Origin of the sequence: Streptomyces sp. NPDC058534, from assembly GCF_042717365.1 — a bacterium.
Classification (GTDB): domain Bacteria; phylum Actinomycetota; class Actinomycetes; order Streptomycetales; family Streptomycetaceae; genus Streptomyces.
Window position 1 is genome coordinate 98,342 of the sequence record NZ_JBHXNW010000004.1, and the last position, 21,907, is coordinate 120,248.

At 72.1% G+C, this 21,907-nt stretch carries 19 protein-coding genes; 2 read left to right on the forward strand and 17 right to left on the reverse strand.

The features are described from left to right. Positions 1-54 precede the first annotated feature (54 nt). The 3 genes from rpe to fmt all read right to left on the reverse strand — a co-directional run bounded on the left by rpe (position 55) and on the right by fmt (position 3,341). The gene (gene rpe, locus ACFWR9_RS03410; RefSeq protein WP_383834788.1) at positions 55-741 is read right to left on the reverse strand and encodes a ribulose-phosphate 3-epimerase; all 687 of its coding nucleotides are present in this window, start codon (positions 739-741) and stop codon (positions 55-57) included. 163 nt (positions 742-904) lie between these two features. Then, the gene (locus tag ACFWR9_RS03415) at positions 905-2,332 is read right to left on the reverse strand and encodes an RsmB/NOP family class I SAM-dependent RNA methyltransferase (RefSeq protein WP_383834791.1); all 1,428 of its coding nucleotides are present in this window, start codon (positions 2,330-2,332) and stop codon (positions 905-907) included. A gap of 76 nt (positions 2,333-2,408) precedes the next feature. After that, on the reverse strand, positions 2,409-3,341 hold the full coding sequence (gene fmt, locus ACFWR9_RS03420) for a methionyl-tRNA formyltransferase (protein WP_383834794.1): 933 nt from the start codon (positions 3,339-3,341) through the stop codon (positions 2,409-2,411). A 328-nt stretch (positions 3,342-3,669) separates the two neighbouring features. Here fmt and ACFWR9_RS03425 point away from each other — a divergent pair, with 328 nt between their 5' ends. After that, entirely contained in the window at positions 3,670-4,221 is a 552-nt protein-coding gene (locus ACFWR9_RS03425; RefSeq protein WP_383834797.1) for a hypothetical protein, read from the forward strand. A gap of 100 nt (positions 4,222-4,321) precedes the next feature. Here the strand turns inward: ACFWR9_RS03425 and ACFWR9_RS03430 are convergent, their stop codons facing one another. From ACFWR9_RS03430 to pyrR, 14 genes are all read right to left on the reverse strand, one after another. Beyond that, positions 4,322-6,472 (reverse strand): primosomal protein N', encoded by a 2,151-nt coding sequence (locus tag ACFWR9_RS03430; protein ID WP_383834800.1) that lies wholly within the window; start codon positions 6,470-6,472, stop codon positions 4,322-4,324. A 175-nt stretch (positions 6,473-6,647) separates the two neighbouring features. After that, complete coding sequence (gene metK / locus ACFWR9_RS03435) at positions 6,648-7,871, reverse strand: methionine adenosyltransferase (RefSeq protein ID WP_383834803.1); 1,224 nt, start codon at positions 7,869-7,871, stop codon at positions 6,648-6,650. A 241-nt stretch (positions 7,872-8,112) separates the two neighbouring features. After that, positions 8,113-9,315 (reverse strand): bifunctional phosphopantothenoylcysteine decarboxylase/phosphopantothenate--cysteine ligase CoaBC, encoded by a 1,203-nt coding sequence (gene coaBC, locus ACFWR9_RS03440; protein ID WP_383834806.1) that lies wholly within the window; start codon positions 9,313-9,315, stop codon positions 8,113-8,115. 123 nt (positions 9,316-9,438) lie between these two features. Continuing rightward, positions 9,439-9,711: a DNA-directed RNA polymerase subunit omega gene (gene rpoZ / locus ACFWR9_RS03445; RefSeq protein ID WP_003977348.1), complete on the reverse strand. Its 273-nt coding sequence runs from the start codon at positions 9,709-9,711 to the stop codon at positions 9,439-9,441. Positions 9,712-9,773: 62 nt separating this feature from the next. Then, positions 9,774-10,367 carry a guanylate kinase gene (gmk, locus tag ACFWR9_RS03450; protein ID WP_383834810.1) on the reverse strand — a complete coding sequence of 198 codons (594 nt, stop codon included), beginning with the start codon at positions 10,365-10,367 and terminating at the stop codon, positions 9,774-9,776. A gap of 37 nt (positions 10,368-10,404) precedes the next feature. Next, positions 10,405-10,728, reverse strand: a complete 324-nt coding sequence (locus ACFWR9_RS03455) for an integration host factor (RefSeq protein ID WP_003977346.1) — start codon at positions 10,726-10,728, stop codon at positions 10,405-10,407. 233 nt (positions 10,729-10,961) lie between these two features. Further along, positions 10,962-11,807, reverse strand: a complete 846-nt coding sequence (pyrF, locus tag ACFWR9_RS03460) for an orotidine-5'-phosphate decarboxylase (protein ID WP_383835045.1) — start codon at positions 11,805-11,807, stop codon at positions 10,962-10,964. Positions 11,808-11,812: 5 nt separating this feature from the next. Beyond that, positions 11,813-12,919 (reverse strand): quinone-dependent dihydroorotate dehydrogenase, encoded by a 1,107-nt coding sequence (locus ACFWR9_RS03465; RefSeq protein ID WP_383834813.1) that lies wholly within the window; start codon positions 12,917-12,919, stop codon positions 11,813-11,815. Positions 12,920-12,996: 77 nt separating this feature from the next. Then, complete coding sequence (gene carB, locus ACFWR9_RS03470; RefSeq protein WP_383834816.1) at positions 12,997-16,305, reverse strand: carbamoyl-phosphate synthase large subunit; 3,309 nt, start codon at positions 16,303-16,305, stop codon at positions 12,997-12,999. After that, on the reverse strand, positions 16,298-17,479 hold the full coding sequence (carA, locus tag ACFWR9_RS03475) for a glutamine-hydrolyzing carbamoyl-phosphate synthase small subunit (RefSeq protein WP_383834819.1): 1,182 nt from the start codon (positions 17,477-17,479) through the stop codon (positions 16,298-16,300). The genes carB and carA overlap by 8 nt, the downstream gene beginning before the upstream one ends. Beyond that, positions 17,476-18,051, reverse strand: coding sequence for a hypothetical protein (locus ACFWR9_RS03480; RefSeq protein ID WP_383834822.1), 576 nt, complete (start codon positions 18,049-18,051; stop codon positions 17,476-17,478). Before ACFWR9_RS03480 ends, carA begins: the two co-directional genes overlap by 4 nt. Further along, positions 18,048-19,334, reverse strand: coding sequence for a dihydroorotase (locus tag ACFWR9_RS03485; RefSeq protein ID WP_383834825.1), 1,287 nt, complete (start codon positions 19,332-19,334; stop codon positions 18,048-18,050). Before ACFWR9_RS03485 ends, ACFWR9_RS03480 begins: the two co-directional genes overlap by 4 nt. A gap of 5 nt (positions 19,335-19,339) precedes the next feature. Then, complete coding sequence (locus ACFWR9_RS03490; RefSeq protein WP_383834828.1) at positions 19,340-20,320, reverse strand: aspartate carbamoyltransferase catalytic subunit; 981 nt, start codon at positions 20,318-20,320, stop codon at positions 19,340-19,342. 114 nt (positions 20,321-20,434) lie between these two features. Then, positions 20,435-21,022 carry a bifunctional pyr operon transcriptional regulator/uracil phosphoribosyltransferase PyrR gene (gene pyrR, locus ACFWR9_RS03495; RefSeq protein WP_383834831.1) on the reverse strand — a complete coding sequence of 196 codons (588 nt, stop codon included), beginning with the start codon at positions 21,020-21,022 and terminating at the stop codon, positions 20,435-20,437. A 298-nt stretch (positions 21,023-21,320) separates the two neighbouring features. Here pyrR and bldD point away from each other — a divergent pair, with 298 nt between their 5' ends. Continuing rightward, positions 21,321-21,824: a transcriptional regulator BldD gene (gene bldD, locus ACFWR9_RS03500; RefSeq protein ID WP_003977337.1), complete on the forward strand. Its 504-nt coding sequence runs from the start codon at positions 21,321-21,323 to the stop codon at positions 21,822-21,824. Positions 21,825-21,907: the final 83 nt, after the last annotated feature.

The window sequence follows — 21,907 nt, forward strand, 5'->3', positions numbered from 1 at the left end:
TGCAGATTCGGCGCACATGATCTGCCCTGATGGGAGCCGTTCACGTTCTGTTCCTCAGTGGTCGCAGGACCACGACGCCCTGGCGGTCGCCGACTCGGCCTGCGTGCGCAGTGCACGTACCGCCTCGGCCGGGTCGGACGCCCCGTAGACGGCGGAACCGGCGACGAAGACGTCCGCGCCGGCGTCGGCGCACTGCTCGATCGTCGACGCCGATACTCCGCCGTCGACCTGGAGCCACAGCTCCAGCCCGTGCTTCCTGATCAGCTCACGGGTGCGCCGGATCTTCGGAAGCATGATGTCGAGGAACGCCTGCCCGCCGAAGCCAGGTTCAACCGTCATGATCAGCAGCATGTCGAGTTCGGGGAGCAGATCCTCGTACGGCTCGATCGGCGTCGCGGGCTTCAGCGCCATGGACGCGCGGGCGCCCTTCGCGCGGATCTCCCGGGCGAGCCGCACCGGCGCGGCGGCCGCCTCCACGTGGAAGGTGACCGAACCGGCGCCGGCCTCCACGTACTGCGGCGCCCAGCGGTCGGGGGCGTCGATCATCAGGTGGCAGTCCAGCGGGGTCTCGGTCGCCCGGGCCAGCGACTCCACGACCGGCACGCCGAGCGTGAGGTTGGGGACGAAGTGGTTGTCCATGACGTCGACGTGGAGCCAGTCGGCTCCGGCGACCGCCTCGGCCTCGTCCGCGAGGCGGGCGAAGTCGGCGGAGAGGATGCTGGGGTTGATCTGCGCGGCCATGGGCCCAAGCCTGCCATGCCCTCCGGGGGGCAGCGGCATGGGTCCCCGGGGGTGTGCGGTTTGTGCGTCGGGTGCGGGTTGGATGTGGTTGCTCGCGCCCCGCGGCGGAGCCGCGAAATGTCACAGCCCCGCGCCCCTTCGGGGCGCGACTGCCGGGGCGCGTTTATGCGATGCGGCGGATCATGGCCAGGTACATCGCGTCTGTGCCGTGCACGTGGGGCCAGAGTTGGAGGTCGGGGCCCTCGCCGAGGGCGGGGACGTCGGGGAGGAGGGGGCGGGCGTCGAGGAGGTCGGCGCCGGGGTGCTGTTTGAGGACGTCCGTGACGACCGCGCGGGTCTCGGCGAGGTGGGGTGAGCAAGTCGCGTACGCGACCACGCCGCCGATCCGTACGGCGTCCAGGGCGCCGCGCAGCAGGCCGCGCTGGAGCGGGGCGAAACCCTCCAGGTCCTCGGGCCGGCGCCGCCAGCGCGCCTCGGGGCGGCGGCGCAGCGCGCCCAGGCCGGTGCACGGCACGTCGACGAGGACGCGGTCGAAGCTGCCGGGGCGCCACGCCGGACGGGTCCCGTCGGCGGCGATCACCTGGTACGGTCCCGGGTTCCCGTCCAGCGCCTTCGCCACCAGCCCGGCGCGGTGCGGCTGCTTCTCCGAGGCGAGCAGGAAGGCGCCGCGTTCGGCGGCCAGGGCACCGAGCAGCGCGGCCTTGCCGCCGGGACCGGCGCACCCGTCCAGCCAGTGCCGGTCGGGGCCCTCCAGGGGCGCGCCTGCGAGGGCGAGGGCGACGAGCTGACTGCCCTCGTCCTGCACACCGGCGCGGCCCTCGCGTACGGCCTCGACGGCCCCGGGCTCGCCGCCCTCGCTCAGCCGCACCGCGTACGGCGACCAGCGGCCCGGCACGGCGGCCTCCTCGCGGAGCAGCTCGTCGGTCGTGGCCCGTCCGGGGCGGGCGACGAGCGTCACCTCGGGCCGCTCGTTGTCGGCGGCCAGCAGGTCCTCGATGCCGGCCCGGCCACCGCCGAGCGAGTCCCACAGCGCGGAGACGACCCAGCGGGGGTGCGAGTGCACGACGGCGAGATGATCCTCGGGGTCCTCGTCGTAGGGCGGTGCGACCCGCTCCAGCCAGCCGTCGAGGTCGTTCCGCGCCACCTTGCGCAGCACGGCGTTGACGAACTTGGCCCGCCCGTCCCCGAGCACGACCCGCGCCAGCTCCACGGAGGCGGACACGGCGGCGTGGCTCGGGATCCGGGTGCCCAGGAGCTGGTGCACGCCCAGGCTCAGTACGTCCAGGACGGGCGGGTCGACCTCCCGCAGCGGCCGGTCGACGCAGTCGGCGATGATCGCGTCGTACGTCCCCTGTCGGCGCAGCGTCCCGTACACCAGCTCGGTCGCGAGGGCGGCGTCCCGGGCGTCGAACTTCTCGGGGCCCTCCTTCTCCCGCGCCTTGCGCAGCAGCGGCGGCAGCACCAGGTTGGCGTAGGCGTCCCGCTCGTCCACCGCCCTGAGCGCCTCGAAGGCGAGCAGGCGGACGGGGTCCTTCTGCGGCCTGCGGTACGGCTTGCCGGGTTTGCGGGGACGACGGGGCTGCTCGCTCACGAAAAGGTGCTCCGGGTGTGTGATGAAGTGCGTTCCCCAGCCTACGTCGGGCCGGGGAACGGTGGTGCGGCGGTGGTCAGCCGCCCAGCAGCTCGCCCTCGGTGATCCGCGCCCCCCGCGCCCAGTCCGCGGCCCGCATCGGCTTCTTGCCCTGCGCCTGCACCCACAGCAGCTCGACGGCGTACGAGCCGGTGCCGACGTACACGTTGTTCTTGCCGGACGCGAGCTGCCCGGGGGCGAGGTCGTTCCGGTCGGGGAGGGGGACCGCCTGCACGAGCTTGAGCCGCTCGCCCCGGAAGGTGGTCCAGGCGCCGGGCGCCGGGGTGCACCCGCGCACCACCCGGTCCACGCGCAGCGCCGGGGCGGCCCAGTCGATCCGGGCGTCCTCGACGGTGATCTTCGGAGCGAGGGTGACACCGTCGGCCGGCTGCGGTACGGCGTCCAGGCTGCCGTCCTCGATGCCGTCCATGGTGGCGGCGAGCAGCCCGGAGCCGGCGAACGCGAGCCGGGTCAGCAGGTCGCCGCTGGTGTCGGTGGGCCGCACGGTCTCGGTGACCGTCCCGTAGACGGGGCCGGAGTCCAGGCCCTCCTCGATCAGGAAGGTGGACGCGCCGGTGATCTCGTCGCCCGCCATGAGCGCGTGCTGCACGGGCGCGGCCCCGCGCCAGGAGGGCAGCAGCGAGAAGTGCAGGTTGACCCAGCCGCGGGCGGGCACGTCGAGGGCGGCCCGGGGCAGCAGGGCTCCGTAGGCGACGACGGGGCAGCAGTCGGGCGCGATCGCGCGCAGCCGGTCCAGGAACTCGGGGTCGCGCGGCTTCGCGGGCTTGAGCACCTCGATGCCCGCCTCCTCGGCCCGCTCGGCCACGGGCGAGGCGACCAGCCGGCGCCCGCGTCCGGCCGGAGCGTCGGGCCGCGTGACGACGGCGGCCACCTCGTGGCGCCCGGAGGCGATCAGGGCGTCCAGAGCGGGAACGGCGACCTCGGGGGTACCGGCGAAGACGAGCTTCATGGGTGGGACGGGCCTCTCGGGCGGGAGCGTTGGCGGGCGACGCTCCAGTCTACGAGCCCCCACCGACCGGAAAGCCGCCGACGGCGAGGCACCACGACGGCAGACGTCCACCTCTCGACCGACTGGAAACGGGTGGTGCGCGGGTGGGAAATGGAAGCCGAGTGCCGCAGGCCGAGGCACGCACCCCCACCACAACGGCGCACGCATATGCCCCCACGCCCCCACCCCGTGACCCGCGGAGCCCCCACGCGTTGGTCAAGGAAGAGTTGACACACCGGGCCGCCCGCGCGGCCCGATTCCTTTCAACGCCGGTTCGAGAGGCTTGTTCATGGCCGACCACGCAACCCACGACGCCCAGGCTCGGGCCAGCCTGCACTTGCTGGTGCGGGACATCGAGCGGGTCCGCCGGCAGGTGGACGCACTGCGCACCCTCACCGCCCAGCTGGGCAACGTCTACCGCCCACGCCGCTCCGGCCCCTCCACGGGCTTCGTCGTCTACGGACGCGCCCCCGCCCCGACGGTCCGTCTCGCCCAGGAACTGCGGGACAGCGTCGAGACCCTGGTCACCGCCGCCGTGGACTTCGACCGCTCGCTCGGCTTCTCGTGGGACGCGGTGGGCTCCGCGCTCGGCGTCACCAAGCAGGCGGTGCACCGCCGCTACGGCTCCCGCCGCACCGCCGCCCCGCCGGTGGCCGCCACCGAGGCTCCCGAGCACGCCCCGGAGCCGGCGGGCACCCGGCCGGTCAACGTGGGCCCCGGCCTCCCCGGGGTGCCCACGGTCCCGGCCGCCCGTTCCATGCCGACCCAGCCGACGTCGGGCAGCCCGGCCTGGCGTGACGAGGTCCGGCCGACGGCCTTCCCCGGCCCGCGCAACGGCTGACGACACCTCCCGGCCGCTCTCCCGGATTCCTGGGGAGGGCGGCCGTTTCATGCGCCGGGTGCCGTGCGCCCGCGTACGCCACGTGGGCGGCCCGCGCCCCTCACCCGATGTCCGGCGGATCGATCCGCACCCACACCACCGCGTCGCTCCCCCGCGCCGTCCGCGCCGCCTGGGCGGCCTTCAGCGCACCGGCCAGCGCCGCCCCGCGCCCCGGCGGCACCCGGATCAGTGCCCGCTCCCAGTGCTCCCCGGGCGGTGGCGCCCCCACCCGCCGCGGACGCCCGGCCGAGGTGACGGGCAGGGGCACCGGGCCCAGCAGCTCGGCCTCGGGCGGCAGCTCGACGGCGCCCAGGAAGCCGGCCACCGCCTCCGGCGGCCCCGCCACGGCCGCCATCCGGGAGACCGGCGGAAAGCCCAGCTCGGCCCGCTCGGCCAGCTCCCGCACCGCGTGACCGACGGGGTCCCAGCGCACCAGCGCCTGCACCGGCCTGAGGGTGGGCTCGGCGACCGCGACGACGGTGCCGCCGGCGCTCTGCGGGCGCACCAGCGCGGCGGCGGCCAGCCAGCGCCGCAGCGCGTCCTCACCGGCGCGCAGGTCGGGCCGCCCGAGCATCGCCCAGCCGTCGAGCAGCAGCGCCGCCGCGTAGCCGCCCTCGGCGACGGGTTCGGCGCCCGGCGTGCTGACGACCAGCGCGGGGGCCTGCCCCACGGTGTCCAGCACATGCTCGCGCCCGGAGGTGCGCACGGGCACCGCGGGGAAGGCGCGCCCCAGTTCCTCGGCGGTGCGCCGCGCCCCCACCACCTGCGCGCGCAGCCGGAAGGCCCCGCACTCAGGGCAGTGCCAGCCGCTCTCCTCGCGCCCGCACCAGCCGCACCGCAGCGCGGACCCGGACTCCTGCCCCTCCAGCGGCCCCGCGCAGTGCCGGCACCGCGCGGGCGTCCGGCACGCGGCGCACGCCATCCGCGGCACGTAGCCGCGTCGCGGCACCTGCACCAGCACCGGTCCGTGCCGCAGTCCGTCCCTGACGACCTGCCAGGCGAGCGTCGGCAGCCGCGCGGCGCGGGCGGCCTCGTCCCGGGCCAGGTCGCCGTCGCCCACGGTGCGCACCAGCGGGGCGGCGGCGCGCACCTGGTCCCGGGCGGCGACCAGAGGCCGGGCCCAGCCGGTCTCCACGAGCTGGGCGGCCTCCACGGTGCAGCTCCAGCCGCCCAGCAGGAAGGCGCACCGGTCCTGGGCGACGCGCAGCAGCAGCACCTCGCGCGCGTGCGGCTGCGGGGCGTGCGGCTCGCTGTGGCTGTCGTCGCCGTCGTCCCAGAGGGCGACCAGCCCGAGGTCCCGCACCGGCGCGAACATGGCCGCGCGGGTCCCGATGACGGCCCGTACGGCCCCTCGGCGCACCGCCAGCCACTGCGCGTACCGCTTCTCGGGGCCGGCGTCAGCGGTGAGCACCGCGTGCCGCCCCTCGCCCAGCAGGCCGGTCAGCGCGGCGTCGACCCGGGCGACCGCCCGCCCGTCCGGCAGGACGACGAGCGCGCCCCGGCCGGAGGCCAGTGTCGCCGCCACCGCCCGCGCCAGCTCCTCGCTCCACTGCGGTCCGGGCAACGCGTTCCACACCGCACGTGGCGCGCTCCCCGAGGCGAGCGCCGCCACGAACCCCTCCCCCCGCTCGTACCGCGCCCAGGACCCCGGCTCCGGCGCCGGCGGCGGGGGCAGCGGGTCCGGCGAGGTCCGCTTCTCGGCGCGCGCGTTGCGCGGGGGTACGGCGAGCTGGAGCACGTCGGCGAGGCTGCCCGCGTACCGGTCGGCGACGGCCCGCACGAGTCCCAGCAGCTCCTCGTCGAGGATCCGCTCGGGCGAGACGACCTGGGCCAGCGCCGCGAGGGGCCCCGCGTAGTCGGACTCGGCGCGCCGCTCGATCAGGAACCCGTCGATGAGCCCCCCGCCCTCGCGCCGTCCGTCCCGCACCCGGTGCCGCCCGGCCCCGAAGCGCACCCGCACCCGCACACCGGGCTGGGCGTCGGCGTCGAGCTCCTCGGGCACCGCGTAGTCGAAGTACCGGTCGAGGTGGAGCACGCCCTTGTCGACGAGCACCCTGGCGACCGGCAGCTCGCCGGCGAGCGCGGCTCCGCGCCAGGTCCGCGGCTTGGCCCGCGGCGTCTTCGCCCGGCGCACGGTCTCCCGGATGAGCGCGAGCTGCTCGGGCGGCGCGTCCTGCGCGCCGCCCTCGGCCGGTCCGTTCTCGCTGCTCACGCCTGCATTCTCGCAAAGGCCACTGACAACCGCGGGCGCCCGCGATCACACCGTCCCGGTACCGGTCCGACGCCGCCCCGGAACGCGCCGGGGCCCGGCGCCCCCGTCGGGGACACCGGGCCTCGTGACGTGCGAATGACGCGCCCGCGCCTCCTGGCGTGGCGCTCCGGGCGTCCTAGAGCCCCGCCGCCTTGCGCAGCGCGTCCACGCGGTCGGTGCGCTCCCAGGTGAAGTCCGCCAGCTCACGGCCGAAGTGGCCGTATGCCGCGGTCTGGGCGTAGATCGGGCGGAGCAGGTCGAGGTCGCGGATGATCGCGGCCGGACGGAGGTCGAAGACCTCGTCGATCGCCTTCTCGATCTTCTCGGTGTCGATCTTGGCGGTGCCGAAGGTCTCCACGAACAGGCCGACGGGCTCTGCCTTGCCGATGGCGTAGGCCACCTGGACCTCGCAGCGGGCGGCGAGGCCCGCGGCGACGACGTTCTTGGCGACCCAGCGCATCGCGTAGGCGGCGGAGCGGTCGACCTTGGACGGGTCCTTGCCGGAGAAGGCGCCGCCGCCGTGGCGGGCCATGCCGCCGTACGTGTCGATGATGATCTTGCGGCCGGTGAGGCCGGCGTCGCCCATCGGGCCGCCGATCTCGAAGCGGCCGGTGGGGTTGACCAGGAGACGGTAGTTCTCCGTGTCCAGCTTGATGCCGTCGTCCAGCAGCGCCTTCAGCTCCGGCTCGACGACGAATTCCTTGATGTCCGGAGCCAGCAGCGACTCCAGGTCGATGTCGCTGGCGTGCTGGGAGGAGACCACGACCGTGTCGAGGCGGACGGCCTTGTCGCCGTCGTACTCGATGGTGACCTGCGTCTTGCCGTCGGGGCGCAGGTACGGGATGGTCCCGTTCTTGCGGACCTCGGAGAGGCGCTTGGACAGGCGGTGCGCCAGGAAGACCGGCAGCGGCATGAGGGTCGGCGTCTCGTCGGACGCGTAGCCGAACATCAGGCCCTGGTCGCCGGCGCCCTGCCGGTCCAGCTCGTCAGTGTCGTCGCCTGCGGCGACACCTTCGACCCTGCTCTCGTAGGCCGTGTCGACGCCCTGCGCGATGTCCGGGGACTGGGCGCCGATCGAGACCGAGACGCCGCAGGACGCGCCGTCGAAGCCCTTCTTCGAGGAGTCGTAGCCGATCTCCAGGATCTTGCCGCGGACGAGGGTGGCGATGTCCGCGTAGGCCTTGGTCGTGACCTCTCCGGCCACGTGCACCAGACCGGTGGTGATCAGGGTTTCGACGGCGACCCGAGAGGTGGGGTCCTCGCGCAGAAGCGCGTCGAGGATGGTGTCGCTGATCTGGTCAGCGATCTTGTCGGGGTGACCTTCGGTCACGGACTCCGAGGTGAACAGGCGACGGGACACAACGCTCCCTGGGGTTGCAGCGGCTGCTGGCTGATCATTGGCGGACGGCACGGGGAGCTGCACCCGGCGACGTCCAAGGAACAGTTTATCGGTCACGCTCGGCCGCGGACCCACCCGTCTCAGCTCTCGGAAGGGCTGTGACCTGCGGCACGGGCATTCTGCCCAGAACGAGGCGGCCTTGGCCAGGGTCGCCACGCTCGAATGCGCGGGTTCGCGCGGGCCGCCCGGGTGAATGGGTCATTCAGCCGAGCCGTTCGGCCACGAGGTCCCACACCGTTTCGGCCAGGTCTTCCTTCGGGCCGTGCGGGACCGGGGTCTCGCTGCCGTCGGCGCCGAGGACGACGGCCTCGTTCTCCTCGGAGCCGAAGGTCTTGCGCTCCCCCACCTCGTTGACCACGAGGAGGTCGCAGCCCTTGCGCTTCAGCTTCGCCCGGCCGTTGGCGAGGACGTCGTCGGTCTCGGCGGCGAAGCCGACGATCACCTGCCCGGAGCGGGCCCGGCTGCCGGAGACCTCGGCGAGGATGTCCGGATTCCGCACCAGGGCTATCGGCGCCGGTTCCTCGCCGTCCTTCTTCTTGATCTTTCCGGTGGCGTAGGCGGCCGGGCGGAAGTCGGCGACCGCCGCGGCCATGACGACGGCATCGGCGTCCGCCGCGGCCCGCAGCACCGCCTCGCGCAGCTCCACCGCGGTGCCCACCGGGACCACGTCCACACCGGCCGGGTCCGGGAGCGACGGGTTCGCCGAGAGCAGGGTGACGCGGGCGCCGCGCGCGGCGGCGGTGCGGGCGAGGGCGTAGCCCTGCTTGCCGGAGGAGCGGTTGCCCAGGAAGCGGACCGGGTCGAGGGGCTCCCGGGTGCCGCCGGCGCTGACGACGACGTGGCGTCCGGCGAGGTCCGGCTCCCGAACGCCCCGGGCGAGCACGCGGCGGCAGACCTCGAAGATCTCGCCGGGGTCGGGCAGCCGCCCCTTGCCGGTGTCGACGCCGGTGAGGCGGCCGACGGCCGGTTCTACGACGACGGCACCGCGGCGGCGCAGTGTCGCCACGTTCTCCTGGGTGGCCGGGTGCTCCCACATCTCGGTGTGCATGGCGGGGGCGAAGACGACCGGGCAGCGGGCCGTCAGGAGGGTGTTGGTGAGGAGGTCGTCGGCGAGGCCGTGGGCCGCCTTGGCGAGCATGTCGGCGGTGGCGGGCGCGACGACGACCAGGTCGGCGTGCTGACCGATGCGCACGTGCGGGACCTCGTGGACGTCGTCCCACACCTCGGTCGACACGGGGTTCCCGGACAGGGCGGACCAGGTGGCGGCGCCGACGAAGTGCAGGGCGGAGGCGGTGGGGACGACCCGGACCTCGTGTCCCGACTCCGTGAACCTGCGCAGCAGCTCACAGGCCTTGTACGCGGCGATGCCGCCACTGACCCCCAGAACGACCTTGGGCTTGTCCACCGTCTCTCCCCGACTCGGATATCGCTTACGACCCATGACACACCACAGGCCCGACAGTCGGGCTGCCGGGCCTGTGGAAAAGTCAGCTTCAGGCTGAAAATACTACCGCCGCTGTCGCCGGTACTACTGCGCCGGACCCTCGATGGCCTCGGAGGTCAGCAGCCCCGCGTTGATCTCGCGCAGAGCGATCGAGAGCGGCTTCTCGTGCACGTGGGTGTCGACGAGCGGACCGACGTACTCGAGGAGGCCCTCGCCGAGCTGCGAGTAGTACGCGTTGATCTGGCGGGCCCGCTTGGCCGCGTAGATCACGAGGCTGTACTTCGAGTCCGTGGCCTCGAGGAGCTCGTCGATCGGCGGGTTGATGATGCCCTCGGGCGCGGAGATGGAAGAGGACACGCTCTACCTTCCGATGGATGGGAAAGATGAAGTCAGGGTGATCGCAGGGTGACCAGTAACGATCACACGACGTTCGTCAAGGTTAGCAGCTCGCGCGCCACGTCCTCGACGGAGGTGTTGACCAGCGTCTGGTCGAACTCCGGCTCGGCCGCCAGCTCGACCTTGGCCGTGTCGAGACGGCGCTCGATCACGTCCGGCGGTTCGGTGCCGCGCCCGGTGAGCCTGCGCACCAGCTCCTCCCAGGAGGGCGGGGCCAGGAAGACCAGCCGGGCCTCGGGCATGGACGCGCGGACCTGCCGGGCACCCTGGAGGTCGATCTCCAGGAGCACCGGCTCACCGGCCTCCAGGCGCTCCAGCACGGCCGTGCGGGGCGTGCCGTAGCGGTTGCCGGCGAACTCGGCCCACTCCAGCAGCTCCCCGTTGGCGATCAGCTTGTCCATCTCCTCGTCGGTGACGAAGAAGTAGTGGACACCGTGCTGCTCGCCCGGGCGGGGCCGGCGGGTCGTCGCCGAGACCGACAGCCATACCTCGGGGTGTTCCTTGCGCATATGGGCGACGACCGTGCTCTTGCCGACCCCCGAGGGGCCGGAGAGCACGGTCAGCCGCGGACGTGCGTCCGGGGGTACGGGGGACGTCCCCCGGGGTGTTGCAGCCATGCAGCGATTATTCCAGCAATCCCGGAGTGGTCCGGACTCAGCTGCCGGTGCTGCCGAACTCGCGCTCCAGGGAGGCGATCTGGTTGGAACCGAGCCCGCGCACGCGGCGGCTCTCGGAGATGCCCAGTCGCTCCATGATCTGCTTGGCGCGCACCTTGCCCACGCCCGGCAGGGACTCGAGGAGGGCGGAGACCTTCATCTTGCCGATGACGTCGTTCTCCTGACCCTGCTTGATGACCTCGTGGAGGGAGGCGCCGGAGTGCTTGAGTCGATTCTTGACCTCGGCCCGCTCCCGGCGAGCCGCGGCGGCCTTTTCGAGCGCGGCTGCGCGCTGTTCAGGGGTAAGGGGCGGAAGAGCCACGCCTACGTCACCTCGGATGTCGAACTGTCGGATACGGACCGGTGAGGAACCTAGTCGCCCCACACCTGGGGAGCCACGAGCAACACGCTTGCCCGCCGACTCTCGACGGAGACTAGCGGTCAAGTCCGCCAGAGTCAGCGAGAACAGCGGAAAAGTCCTGGTCAGCCTCCGTCAGGCCAGACATTTAGGACATAATGCCTCGGATTTGAGGATGTATCCAAGGTCTGGACGTCCTAGACCGCCGCCAAAGCGGTCCTGACCTCGTCGGCGAAGCGGTCCGTGGCCGTACGCAGCGCGGTCGCGTCCGGACCGTGACGAAGCACACCCCGGCTGACATTCGGCACCACGTTGCGCACCGCCGCCCCGAACACCCGGGGCAGGTCCGCCGGGGTCGCTCCCTGGGCGCCGATGCCGGGTGCCAGCAGCGGTCCGTTGACGTCCAGGTCGTACGACGACAGGTCGCCGAGGGTGGCGCCGACCACCGCGCCGAAGGAGCCGAGCGGCTCCTCCCCCGCGTTCTCGGCGGCGAGGTGCGCCAGCATCGTCGCCCCCACGCTCCGCCCGTCGGGCCGGACCGCATGCTGGACCTCGCCGCCCTCCGGATTCGAGGTCAGCGCCAGCACGAACAGGCCGGCACCGCTCTCGCGCGCCAGGTCGACGGCCGGCTTCAGGGAGCCGTAGCCGAGGTAGGGCGAGACCGTCAGCGCGTCCGAGAACAGCGGCGCGTCCTTGTGCAGGAAGGACTCCGCGTAGGCGGCCATGGTCGAGCCGATGTCGCCGCGCTTGGCGTCCATGACGACGAGCGCGCCGGCCGCCCGCGCCTCCTCGACGGACTTCTCCAGGACGGCGACGCCGCGCGAGCCGAAGCGCTCGAAGAAGGCGCTCTGCGGCTTGAGGACGGCCACCCGGTCGGCCACCGCCTCCACGACGGTGCGGCTGAAGCGCTCCAGGCCGGCCACGTCGTCGTTCAGGCCCCACTCGGCGAGCAGGGAGGCGTGCGGATCGATACCGACGCACAGCGGGCCGCGCTCGTCCATGGCGCGGCGCAGCCGGGCGCCGAAGGGTTCGAGTACCGTCATGCTGGTCACCGGGGCTTCCTCACGTCGGCGCCGACCGCGTCGGCGAGGGTGGCATAGGGGCTCTGCCGCAGCCGCGCGGCGAGCCCCTTGTGGAGGTCGCGAGCGTAAAACGGGCCCTCGTAGATGAACGCGCTGTAGCCCTGGACCAGCGTGGCGCCCGCCAGGATGCGCTGCCAGGCGTCCTCGGCGTACTCCACGCCGCCGACGCCCACCAGGGTGATCCGGTCGCCCACGCGCGCGTACAGGCGGCGCAGGACCTCCAGGGAGCGTGCCTTGAGGGGCGCGCCGGACAGGCCGCCGGCCTCCCGCACGAGGACGGGTGAGGACGTCAGGCCCAGGCCCTCCCGGGCGATGGTGGTGTTGGTGGCGATGATCCCGTCCAGGCCCAGCTCCACGGCCAGGTCGGCGACCGCGTCCACGTCCACGTCGGCGAGGTCCGGCGCGATCTTCACCAGGAGCGGGACGCGCCGTGCGGTGACCGCGCGGTCGGCGGCCTCGCGGACCGCCGTCAGGAGCGGACGCAGCGCCTCGGTGGCCTGGAGGTTGCGCAGGCCGGGCGTGTTCGGGGAGGAGACATTGACGACCAGGTAGTCGGCGTGCGGGGCGAGCCGCTCGGCGGACTTCACGTAGTCGCCGACGGCCTCCTCCTCGGGGACGGTCTTCGTCTTGCCGATGTTGACGCCCACGACGGTCCGGAAGACCGGCGTGCGGGAGGCCAGGCGGGCGGCCACGGCCAGCGAGCCGTCGTTGTTGAAGCCCATGCGGTTGATCAGCGCCCGGTCGCCGACCAGCCGGAACAGCCGCTTCTTGGGGTTGCCGGGCTGCGGCTCCCCGGTCACGGTGCCGATCTCGACGTGGTCGAAGCCGAGCATCGCCATGCCGTCGACGGCGATGGCGTTCTTGTCGAAGCCGGCGGCGAGCCCGAAGGGCCCGTGCATGCGCAGGCCCAGGGCCTCGGTGCGCAGTTCCTTGTGACGGGGCGCGAGCGCGGCGGCGACGAAGGTGCGCAGCACGGGGACGCGGGCGGCCCGGCGGATCCAGCGGAAGGCCAGGTGGTGGGCCTGCTCCGGGTCCATGCGGGAGAAGAAGAGCTTGAAGAAGATCGTGTACATGTGTCCTCGTGACGCCTCTGGAGACGGTCGGGCTCATGAAGAGGGGGACACCGTTTCCGGTGTCCCCCTCGGGGCCGCTAGTCGCGGGCCGCGGTCAGGAATTCCGCGTGTTCCTGGAGCGAGCGCACTCCCACGTCGCCATGGTTGAGAGCGTCGATGCCCTGGACCGCCGCCGCCAGCGCCTGGACGGTCGTCAGGCAGGGCACGGAGCGGGCCACGGCCGCCGTACGGATGTCATAGCCGTCGAGGCGGCCGCCGGTGCCGTACGGGGTGTTGACGATGAGGTCGACCGCGCCGTCGTGGATGAGCTGGACGATGGTCTTCTCACCGCCTGGACCGGTGCCCTCGGACTGCTTGCGCACGACGGTGGCGTTGATGCCGTTGCGCTTGAGGACCTCGGCGGTGCCGGAGGTGGCCATCAGCTCGAAGCCGTGGGCGACCAGCTCGCGGGCCGGGAAGATCATCGAGCGCTTGTCCCGGTTGGCGACCGAGATGAAGGCGCGGCCCTTGGTGGGCAGCGGCCCGTACGCGCCCGCCTGCGACTTGGCGTAGGCCGTGCCGAAGACGGAGTCGATGCCCATGACCTCGCCGGTGGAGCGCATCTCCGGGCCGAGCACCGTGTCGACGCCGCGGCCGTGGATGTCCCGGAAGCGGGACCACGGCATCACGGCCTCCTTGACGGAGATCGGCGCGTCCAGCGGCAGCTCGCCGCCGTCGCCGGTGGCCGGGAGCAGGCCCTCGGCGCGCAGCTCGGCGATGGTGGCACCGAGCGAGATGCGGGCGGCGGCCTTGGCCAGCGGCACCGCGGTCGCCTTGGAGGTGAAGGGGACCGTGCGGGAGGCGCGCGGGTTGGCCTCCAGGACGTACAGGATGTCGCCGGCCAGCGCGAACTGGATGTTGATCAGGCCGCGCACGCCGACGCCCTTGGCGATGCCCTCGGTGGAGGCGCGCAGCCGCTTGATGTCGAAGCCGCCGAGCGTGATCGGGGGCAGGGCGCACGCCGAGTCGCCGGAGTGGATGCCGGCCTCCTCGATGTGCTCCATGACGCCGCCGAGGTACAGCTCCTCACCGTCGTACAGCGCGTCGACGTCGATCTCGATCGCGTCATCCAGGAAGCGGTCGACGAGGACCGGCCGGGAGGGGCTGATCTCGGTCGACTCGGCGATGTACGCCTCCAGGCGGGTCTCGTCGTAGACGATCTCCATGCCGCGTCCGCCGAGGACGTAGGAGGGGCGTACCAGGACCGGGTAGCCGATCTCGTCGGCGATGCCCTTGGCCTCCGCGAAGGTGGTGGCGGTGCCGTGCTTGGGGGCGGGCAGGCCGGCCTCGGCCAGGACCCGGCCGAAGGCGCCCCGGTCCTCGGCGGCGTGGATGGCCTCGGGCGAGGTGCCGACGACCGGCACGCCGTTGTCCTTGAGCGCCTGCGACAGGCCGAGCGGGGTCTGGCCGCCGAGCTGGACGATCACGCCCGCGACGGGGCCGGCCTGCTGCTCCGCGTGGACGATCTCCAGGACGTCCTCCAGGGTGAGCGGCTCGAAGTACAGCCGGTCGGAGGTGTCGTAGTCGGTGGAGACGGTCTCCGGGTTGCAGTTGACCATCACGGTCTCGTACCCGGCGGCGCTGAGCGCGAAGGAGGCGTGGACGCAGGAGTAGTCGAACTCGATGCCCTGGCCGATGCGGTTCGGGCCGGAGCCAAGGATGATGACGGCCGGCTTCTCGCGTCGCGCGACCTCGGTCTCCTCGTCGTAGGAGGAGTAGAAGTACGGCGTCTTCGCGGCGAACTCGGCTGCGCAGGTGTCGACCGTCTTGTAGACGGGCCGGATGCCGAGCGCGTGGCGGACCTCGCGGACGACGTCCTCGCGCAGGCCGCGGATCTCACCGATCTGCTGGTCGGAGAAGCCGTGCCGCTTGGCCTCGGCGAGCAGGTCGGGGGTCAGCTCGGGCGCCGCGGCCAGCTCGTCGGCGATCTCCTTGATGAGGAAGAGCTGGTCGACGAACCAGGGGTCGATCTTCGTGTACTCGAAGATCTCCTCGGGCGTGGCGCCCGCGCGGATGGCCTGCATGACCAGGTTGATGCGGCCGTCGGTGGGCCGGACGGCCTCGCGCAGCAGCTCGGCCTTGTCACCCGTCTCGCCGACGAAGGCGAACTGGCTGTCCTTCTTCTCCAGCGAGCGCAGCGCCTTCTGGAAGGCCTCGGTGAAGTTGCGGCCGATGGCCATGGCCTCGCCGACCGACTTCATGGTGGTGGTGAGGGTGGAGTCGGCCTGCGGGAACTTCTCGAAGGCGAAGCGCGGGGCCTTGACGACCACGTAGTCGAGGGTCGGCTCGAAGGAGGCCGGGGTCTCGCGCGTGATGTCGTTCGGGATCTCGTCGAGCGTGTAGCCGACGGCCAGCTTGGCGGCGATCTTGGCGATCGGGAAGCCGGTCGCCTTGGAGGCGAGCGCCGAGGAACGCGACACGCGCGGGTTCATCTCGATGACGATCACGCGACCGTCCTCGGGGTCCACCGCGAACTGGATGTTGCAGCCGCCGGTGTCGACACCGACCTCGCGGATGATCGCGATGCCGACGTCGCGCAGCACCTGGTACTCGCGGTCGGTCAGTGTCATCGCGGGCGCGACGGTGATCGAGTCGCCGGTGTGCACACCCATGGGGTCGAAGTTCTCGATGGAGCAGACGACCACGACGTTGTCGTGCTTGTCGCGCATCAGCTCCAGCTCGTACTCCTTCCAGCCGAGGATGGACTCCTCCAGGAGCACCTCGGTGGTCGGCGAGAGGGTGAGGCCCTGTCCGGCGATGCGGCGCAGTTCCTCCTCGTCGTGGGCGAAGCCGGAGCCGGCGCCGCCCATGGTGAAGGAGGGGCGGACGACGACCGGGTAGCCGCCGAGGGTGTCGACGCCGGCCAGGACGTCGTCCATGGAGTGGCAGATCACGGAGCGGGCGGACTCGCCGTGCCCGATCTTCTTGCGGACCTCCTCGACGACGTCCTTGAAGAGGTCGCGGTCCTCGCCCTTGTTGATCGCCTCGACGTTGGCGCCGATCAGTTCGACGCCGTACTTCTCCAGCACGCCCTGGTCGTGCATGGAGATCGCGGTGTTGAGGGCGGTCTGGCCGCCGAGCGTGGGCAGCAGCGCGTCGGGGCGCTCCTTGGCGATGATCTTCTCGACGAACTCGGGGGTGATCGGCTCGACGTAGGTGGCGTCGGCGATCTCCGGGTCGGTCATGATCGTCGCCGGGTTGGAGTTCACCAGGACGACGCGCAGGCCCTCGGCCTTGAGTACGCGGCACGCCTGGGTGCCGGAGTAGTCGAACTCGGCGGCCTGGCCGATGACGATCGGGCCGGAGCCGATGACCAGGACGGACTGGATATCGGTGCGCTTAGGCACGCTGGCCCTCCATGACGGTGCTCATCAAAGACGTGAAGCGGTCGAACAGGTAGGCGGCGTCGTGCGGGCCGGCCGCCGCTTCGGGGTGGTACTGGACGCTGAAGGCCGGCCGGTCGAGGAGCTGGAGGCCCTCCACCACGTTGTCGTTGAGGCAGACGTGGGAGACCTCGGCGCGGCCGTAGGGGGTGTCGGAGACCTGGTCGAGCGGGGCGTCGACGGCGAAGCCGTGGTTGTGCGCGGTGACCTCGACCTTGCCGGTCGTACGGTCCTGCACCGGCTGGTTGATGCCGCGGTGGCCGTACTTCAGCTTGAAGGTGCCGAAGCCGAGCGCGCGGCCCAGGATCTGGTTGCCGAAGCAGATGCCGAAGAGCGGGGTGCCGCGCTCCAGGACGCCCCGCATCACGGAGACCGGGTGGTCGGCGGTGGCCGGGTCGCCGGGGCCGTTGGAGAAGAACACGCCGTCCGGGTTGACGGCGTAGACGTCCTCGACGGTGGCCGTGGCGGGCAGAACGTGCACCTCGATGCCGCGCTCGGCCATGCGGTGCGGGGTCATGCCCTTGATGCCGAGGTCGACGGCGGCGACGGTGTACTTCGCGGTACCGATCGGGACGGCTTCGCCGTCGGCGCCGATCGCCGGGACGACGTACGCCTCCGTGGTGGCGACCTCGGCGGAGAGGTCGGCGCCGCTCATCTCGGGGGCCTGGCGGACCTCGGCGAGCATGGTGCCCTCGTCGGGCAGCGCGTTGCCGGAGAAGATGCCGACCCGCATGGCGCCGCGCTCGCGCAGGTGGCGGGTGAGGGCGCGGGTGTCGATGCCGGAGATGCCGACGACGCCCTGGGCGGCCAGTTCGTCGTCGAGCGAGCGGGTGGAGCGCCAGTTGGAGGGCACGCGCGCGGGGTCGCGGACGACGTAGCCGGCGACCCAGATCTTCTTGGACTCCATGTCCTCGTCGTTGATCCCCGTGTTCCCGATGTGCGGGGCGGTCATGACGACGACCTGGCGGTGGTACGACGGGTCGGTGAGGGTCTCCTGGTAGCCGGTCATGCCGGTGGAGAACACGGCTTCGCCGAAGGTGGCCCCCACGGCCCCGTAGGCGCGGCCGCGGAAGGTCCGGCCGTCCTCCAGGACGAGTACGGCGGGAGTCCTGTCAACTCCCCTGGTGGAGGTCGTCATCGTGCGCCTTCCGTTTCCGTTTTGTTGATCATGTCGTTCAGTGTTTCGACCCACTCGTTGTGCTCGGCCGCGTGGTCGGAGCGGAAGCCGGAGTCGATCAGCTTGTCGCCGTGCGCCCAGGTGACGACGAGCAGCCCGCCCTCGGTGAGGACCTTGCCGGCGATGCCCTTGTCGAGCCGGGCCTCGCGCAGTGCGGCGACGGGGACGAAGAAGTCGGCCGCGCCGGGGCGTACGACGTCCAGTCCCGCGTCCGTCAGGGTGAGCTCGACCCGGCTGCGGGTGCCCAGGCCGTGCGCCACGATGCGGTCCAGCCACTGCCCGGCGGTGGTGGAGCCGTGGTAGCGGCCGCTCAGTACCAGTTTCGCCGGGCCGGGGTCGTCCGGCGCGCTGGGCAGCTCCGGGAGGTCGCCCTGGAGGGTGCCGCGCCACTTCCAGCCCTCGCGCATCAGCCAGTAGACGAGCGTGACGAACAGTCCGAGGCCGACGACCCAGCCGATGCGGGCGGCCCAGTCGGTCACTTCCGCCGATTCCTTCCCGGCGGCCAGCAGGATTACCGGTGCTACAGATGTCACGTGAGCTTCCCGTCGACGAGCGTGGCCTTGCCCCGCAGCCACGTGTGCGTCACACGGCCCGGCAGCTCACGACCCTCGTACGGGGTGTTGCGGCTGCGCGAGGCGAAGCCCGCGGGGTCCACCTGGCCACGGTATTCCGTGTCGACGAGGGTGAGGTTGGCGGGCTCACCAGCCGAGACGGGACGGCCGTGTCCGGTGGCCTGTCCGATCTGCGCGGGCTTGACGGACATCCGGTCGGCGACGCCGGCCCAGTCCAGCAGGCCCGTTTCCACCATGGTCTCCTGGACCACCGACAGCGCGGTCTCCAGGCCCACCATCCCCATGGCGGCGGCGGCCCACTCGCAGTCCTTGTCCTCGTGCGGGTGCGGGGCGTGGTCGGTGGCGACGATGTCGATGGTGCCGTCGGCGAGCGCCTCGCGCAGCGCCAGGACGTCACGCTCGGTGCGCAGCGGCGGGTTCACCTTGTAGACCGGGTTGTACGACCGGACCAGCTCGTCGGTGAGGAGCAGGTGGTGCGGGGTGACCTCGGCGGTGACGTCGATGCCGCGGGACTTGGCCCAGCGGACGATCTCGACGGACCCGGCGGTCGACAGATGGCAGATGTGGACGCGGGAGCCGACGTGCTCGGCGAGCAGCACGTCCCGCGCGATGACCGACTCCTCGGCGACCGCGGGCCAGCCGCCGAGGCCCAGCTCGGCGGAGACGACACCCTCGTTCATCTGGGCGCCCTCGGTGAGGCGGGGCTCCTGGGCGTGCTGGGCAACGACGCCGTTGAAGGCCTTCACGTACTCCAGGGCGCGGCGCATGATCACGGCGTCGTGGACGCACTTGCCGTCGTCGGAGAAGACGGTGACGCCGGCCGCGGACTCGTGCATGGCGCCCAGCTCGGCGAGCTTGGCACCCTCCAGGCCCACGGTCACGGCGCCGATGGGCTGCACGTCGCAGTAGCCGGACTCCTGGCCGAGCCGCCAGACCTGCTCGACGACGCCGGCGGTGTCGGCGACCGGGAAGGTGTTGGCCATGGCGAAGACGTTGGTGTAGCCGCCGCTCGCCGCCGCGCGGGTGCCGGTCAGGACGGTCTCGGAGTCCTCGCGGCCGGGCTCGCGCAGGTGGGTGTGGAGGTCGACCAGGCCCGGCAGGAGCACCTTGCCACCGGCCTCGACGACCTCGGCGCCCTCGGCGGACAGGTTCTGGCCGACCTCCTCGATGACGGTGCCGTCGATCAGCACGTCCTGCGGCTCGCCACCGAGCACCTTCGCACCGCGGATCAGGATCTTGCTCATCTGTCTTACTTCTCCTCGGTGGTGCGGGCGTGGGTGACGGCGGGCTCGTTGCCGCCGAGCAGCAGGTACAGGACGGCCATCCGGATGGAGACGCCGTTGGTGACCTGCTCGACGACGGTGCAGCGGTCGGAGTCGGCGACCTCGGCGGTGATCTCCATGCCGCGGACCATCGGGCCGGGGTGCATCACGATGGCGTGGTCGGGCATCTTCGCCATGCGTTCGCCGTCGAGACCGTAGCGGCGGGAGTACTCGCGCTCGGTCGGGAAGAACGCGGCGTTCATGCGTTCGCGCTGCACGCGCAGCAGCATCACCGCGTCGGACTTGGGGAGCGTCGAGTCGAGGTCGTAGGAGACCTCGCAGGGCCAGGTCTCGACGCCGACCGGCAGCAGGGTGGGCGGGGCGACGAGGGTGACCTCGGCGCCGAGGGTGTGCAGCAGGTCGACGTTGGAGCGGGCGACCCTGCTGTGCAGGATGTCGCCGACGAGGGTGATCCGGCGGCCGTCCAGGTCCTTGCCGAGGCCGGCGTCGCGGCCGACCAGGCGGCGGCGCATCGTGAAGGCGTCGAGGAGGGCCTGGGTGGGGTGCTGGTGGGTGCCGTCGCCCGCGTTGACCACGGCGGCGTCGATCCAGCCGGAGGTGGCCAGGCGGTACGGGGCGCCGGAGGCGGCGTGCCGGATGACGACCGCGTCGACGCCCATGGCCTCCAGGGTCTGGGCGGTGTCCTTCAGGGACTCGCCCTTGGAGACGCTGGATCCCTTGGCGGTGAAGTTGATGACGTCCGCGGACAGGCGCTTCTCGGCGGCCTCGAAGGAGATCCGGGTCCGGGTGGAGTCCTCGAAGAAGAGGTTGACGACGGTACGGCCGCGCAGGGTCGGCAGTTTCTTGATCGGCCGGTCCGCTACCCGGGCCATCTCCTCGGCGGTGTCGAGGATCAGGACGGCGTCGTCGCGGGTGAGGTCGGCGGCCGAGATGAGATGACGCTGCATCTGTCAGGCTCCGTAGGGCGAGTCATGCGGAAGAGCGGGATAATTCGGGCGGCCCGGCACGCGCGGGGGCGCGCCGAGGGGGCGTACGGCACGGCTGGGTGCGTACGCGCAGCGCTAGGGGTGGGCGCCCGGGGCGGCCGGCTTGGCACCGAGCAGCACGGTGTCGCGACCGTCCTCCTCGGCGAGCTGGACCTTGACCGTCTCCCGCAGCGACGTCGGGAGGTTCTTGCCGACGTAGTCGGCGCGGATGGGCAGTTCGCGGTGGCCCCGGTCGACGAGGACCGCGAGCTGCACCGCGCGCGGGCGGCCGATGTCGTTGAGCGCGTCGAGGGCGGCCCGGATGGTGCGGCCGGAGAAGAGCACGTCGTCGACGAGGACGACCAGTCGGCCGTCGATGCCGTCACCGGGGATCTCGGTGCGGGCCAGGGCGCGCGGCGGGTGCATGCGCAGGTCGTCGCGGTACATGGTGATGTCGAGCGAGCCGACCGGCATCTTGCGTTCGGTGATCTGCTCCAGCTTGTCGGCGAGCCGCCGGGCGAGGAAGACGCCCCGGGTCGGGATGCCGAGGAGCACCACGTCGTCGGCGCCCTTGGCGCGCTCGACGATCTCGTGGGCGATGCGGGTCAGGACCCGCGCGATGTCGGGCCCTTCCAGGACGGGCCGTGCGTCCTGGTGCGTGTCCTGCGTGTCCTGCTTGTCCATGAGAAACGGACCCCCTTCTCCGCCTCACAGGACGGATCTTAAAGGACGTCGGATATGCGCCACCTACGGTAGCAGGCACAGCCAACCGCGTAGGCGGCACCCCTGACGCCACCTGTCACTCTTCTGCCGCACTCGCGTCACCCGCTCGGAGCAGTAGATCGCGGATACCACGGAAGGGTCGGTGCGGCCCATTCGGCTTGACGCAGGAGAGTAACGCTGCGTAACCTCACAGTGAGTTACCAGCCGCGCGAGCCGACATTCAGAGCCGGCCGCGTCGACACCTTGTCCGGGGAGCCATATGTCCAGCGAATACGCCAAACAGCTCGGGGCCAAGCTCCGGGCCATCCGCACCCAGCAGGGCCTTTCCCTCCACGGTGTCGAGGAGAAGTCCCAGGGCCGCTGGAAGGCCGTCGTGGTCGGTTCGTACGAGCGCGGCGACCGTGCCGTGACCGTGCAGCGCCTCGCCGAGTTGGCGGACTTCTACGGCGTTCCCGTGCAGGAGCTGCTGCCGGGCACCACCCCGGGCGGTGCCGCCGAGCCGCCGCCGAAGCTGGTCCTGGACCTGGAGCGGCTGGCCACGGTGCCGGCCGAGAAGGCGGGCCCGCTCCAGCGGTACGCGGCCACGATCCAGTCCCAGCGCGGTGACTACAACGGCAAGGTGCTCTCGATCCGCCAGGACGACCTGCGCACCCTCGCCGTCATCTACGACCAGTCGCCCTCGGTCCTGACCGAGCAGCTGATCAGCTGGGGTGTCCTGGACGCGGACGCGCGTCGCGCGGTGGCGTCCCACGACGAGCTCTGAGCCGCACACGCCTCCGCAGAAACGTGCCGCCGGGGTGGGGGGGGCGCCCGCCCGGGTGGGGCGGCGAGAGAGAGTAGACAGAA

Coding starts and splice junctions, on each gene's coding strand:
- ACFWR9_RS03465 (WP_383834813.1), bottom strand. CDS start 12,919: ATGTACACGATCTTCTTCAAGCTCTTCTTCTCCCGCATGGACCCGGAG.
- pyrF (WP_383835045.1), bottom strand. CDS start 11,807: ATGACGGTACTCGAACCCTTCGGCGCCCGGCTGCGCCGCGCCATGGAC.
- pyrR (WP_383834831.1), bottom strand. CDS start 21,022: ATGGACAAGCAGGACACGCAGGACACGCACCAGGACGCACGGCCCGTC.
- fmt (WP_383834794.1), bottom strand. CDS start 3,341: ATGAAGCTCGTCTTCGCCGGTACCCCCGAGGTCGCCGTTCCCGCTCTG.
- ACFWR9_RS03490 (WP_383834828.1), bottom strand. CDS start 20,320: ATGCAGCGTCATCTCATCTCGGCCGCCGACCTCACCCGCGACGACGCC.
- gmk (WP_383834810.1), bottom strand. CDS start 10,367: ATGGCTGCAACACCCCGGGGGACGTCCCCCGTACCCCCGGACGCACGT.
- ACFWR9_RS03425 (WP_383834797.1), top strand. CDS start 3,670: ATGGCCGACCACGCAACCCACGACGCCCAGGCTCGGGCCAGCCTGCAC.
- ACFWR9_RS03485 (WP_383834825.1), bottom strand. CDS start 19,334: ATGAGCAAGATCCTGATCCGCGGTGCGAAGGTGCTCGGTGGCGAGCCG.
- bldD (WP_003977337.1), top strand. CDS start 21,321: ATGTCCAGCGAATACGCCAAACAGCTCGGGGCCAAGCTCCGGGCCATC.
- carA (WP_383834819.1), bottom strand. CDS start 17,479: ATGACGACCTCCACCAGGGGAGTTGACAGGACTCCCGCCGTACTCGTC.
- rpe (WP_383834788.1), bottom strand. CDS start 741: ATGGCCGCGCAGATCAACCCCAGCATCCTCTCCGCCGACTTCGCCCGC.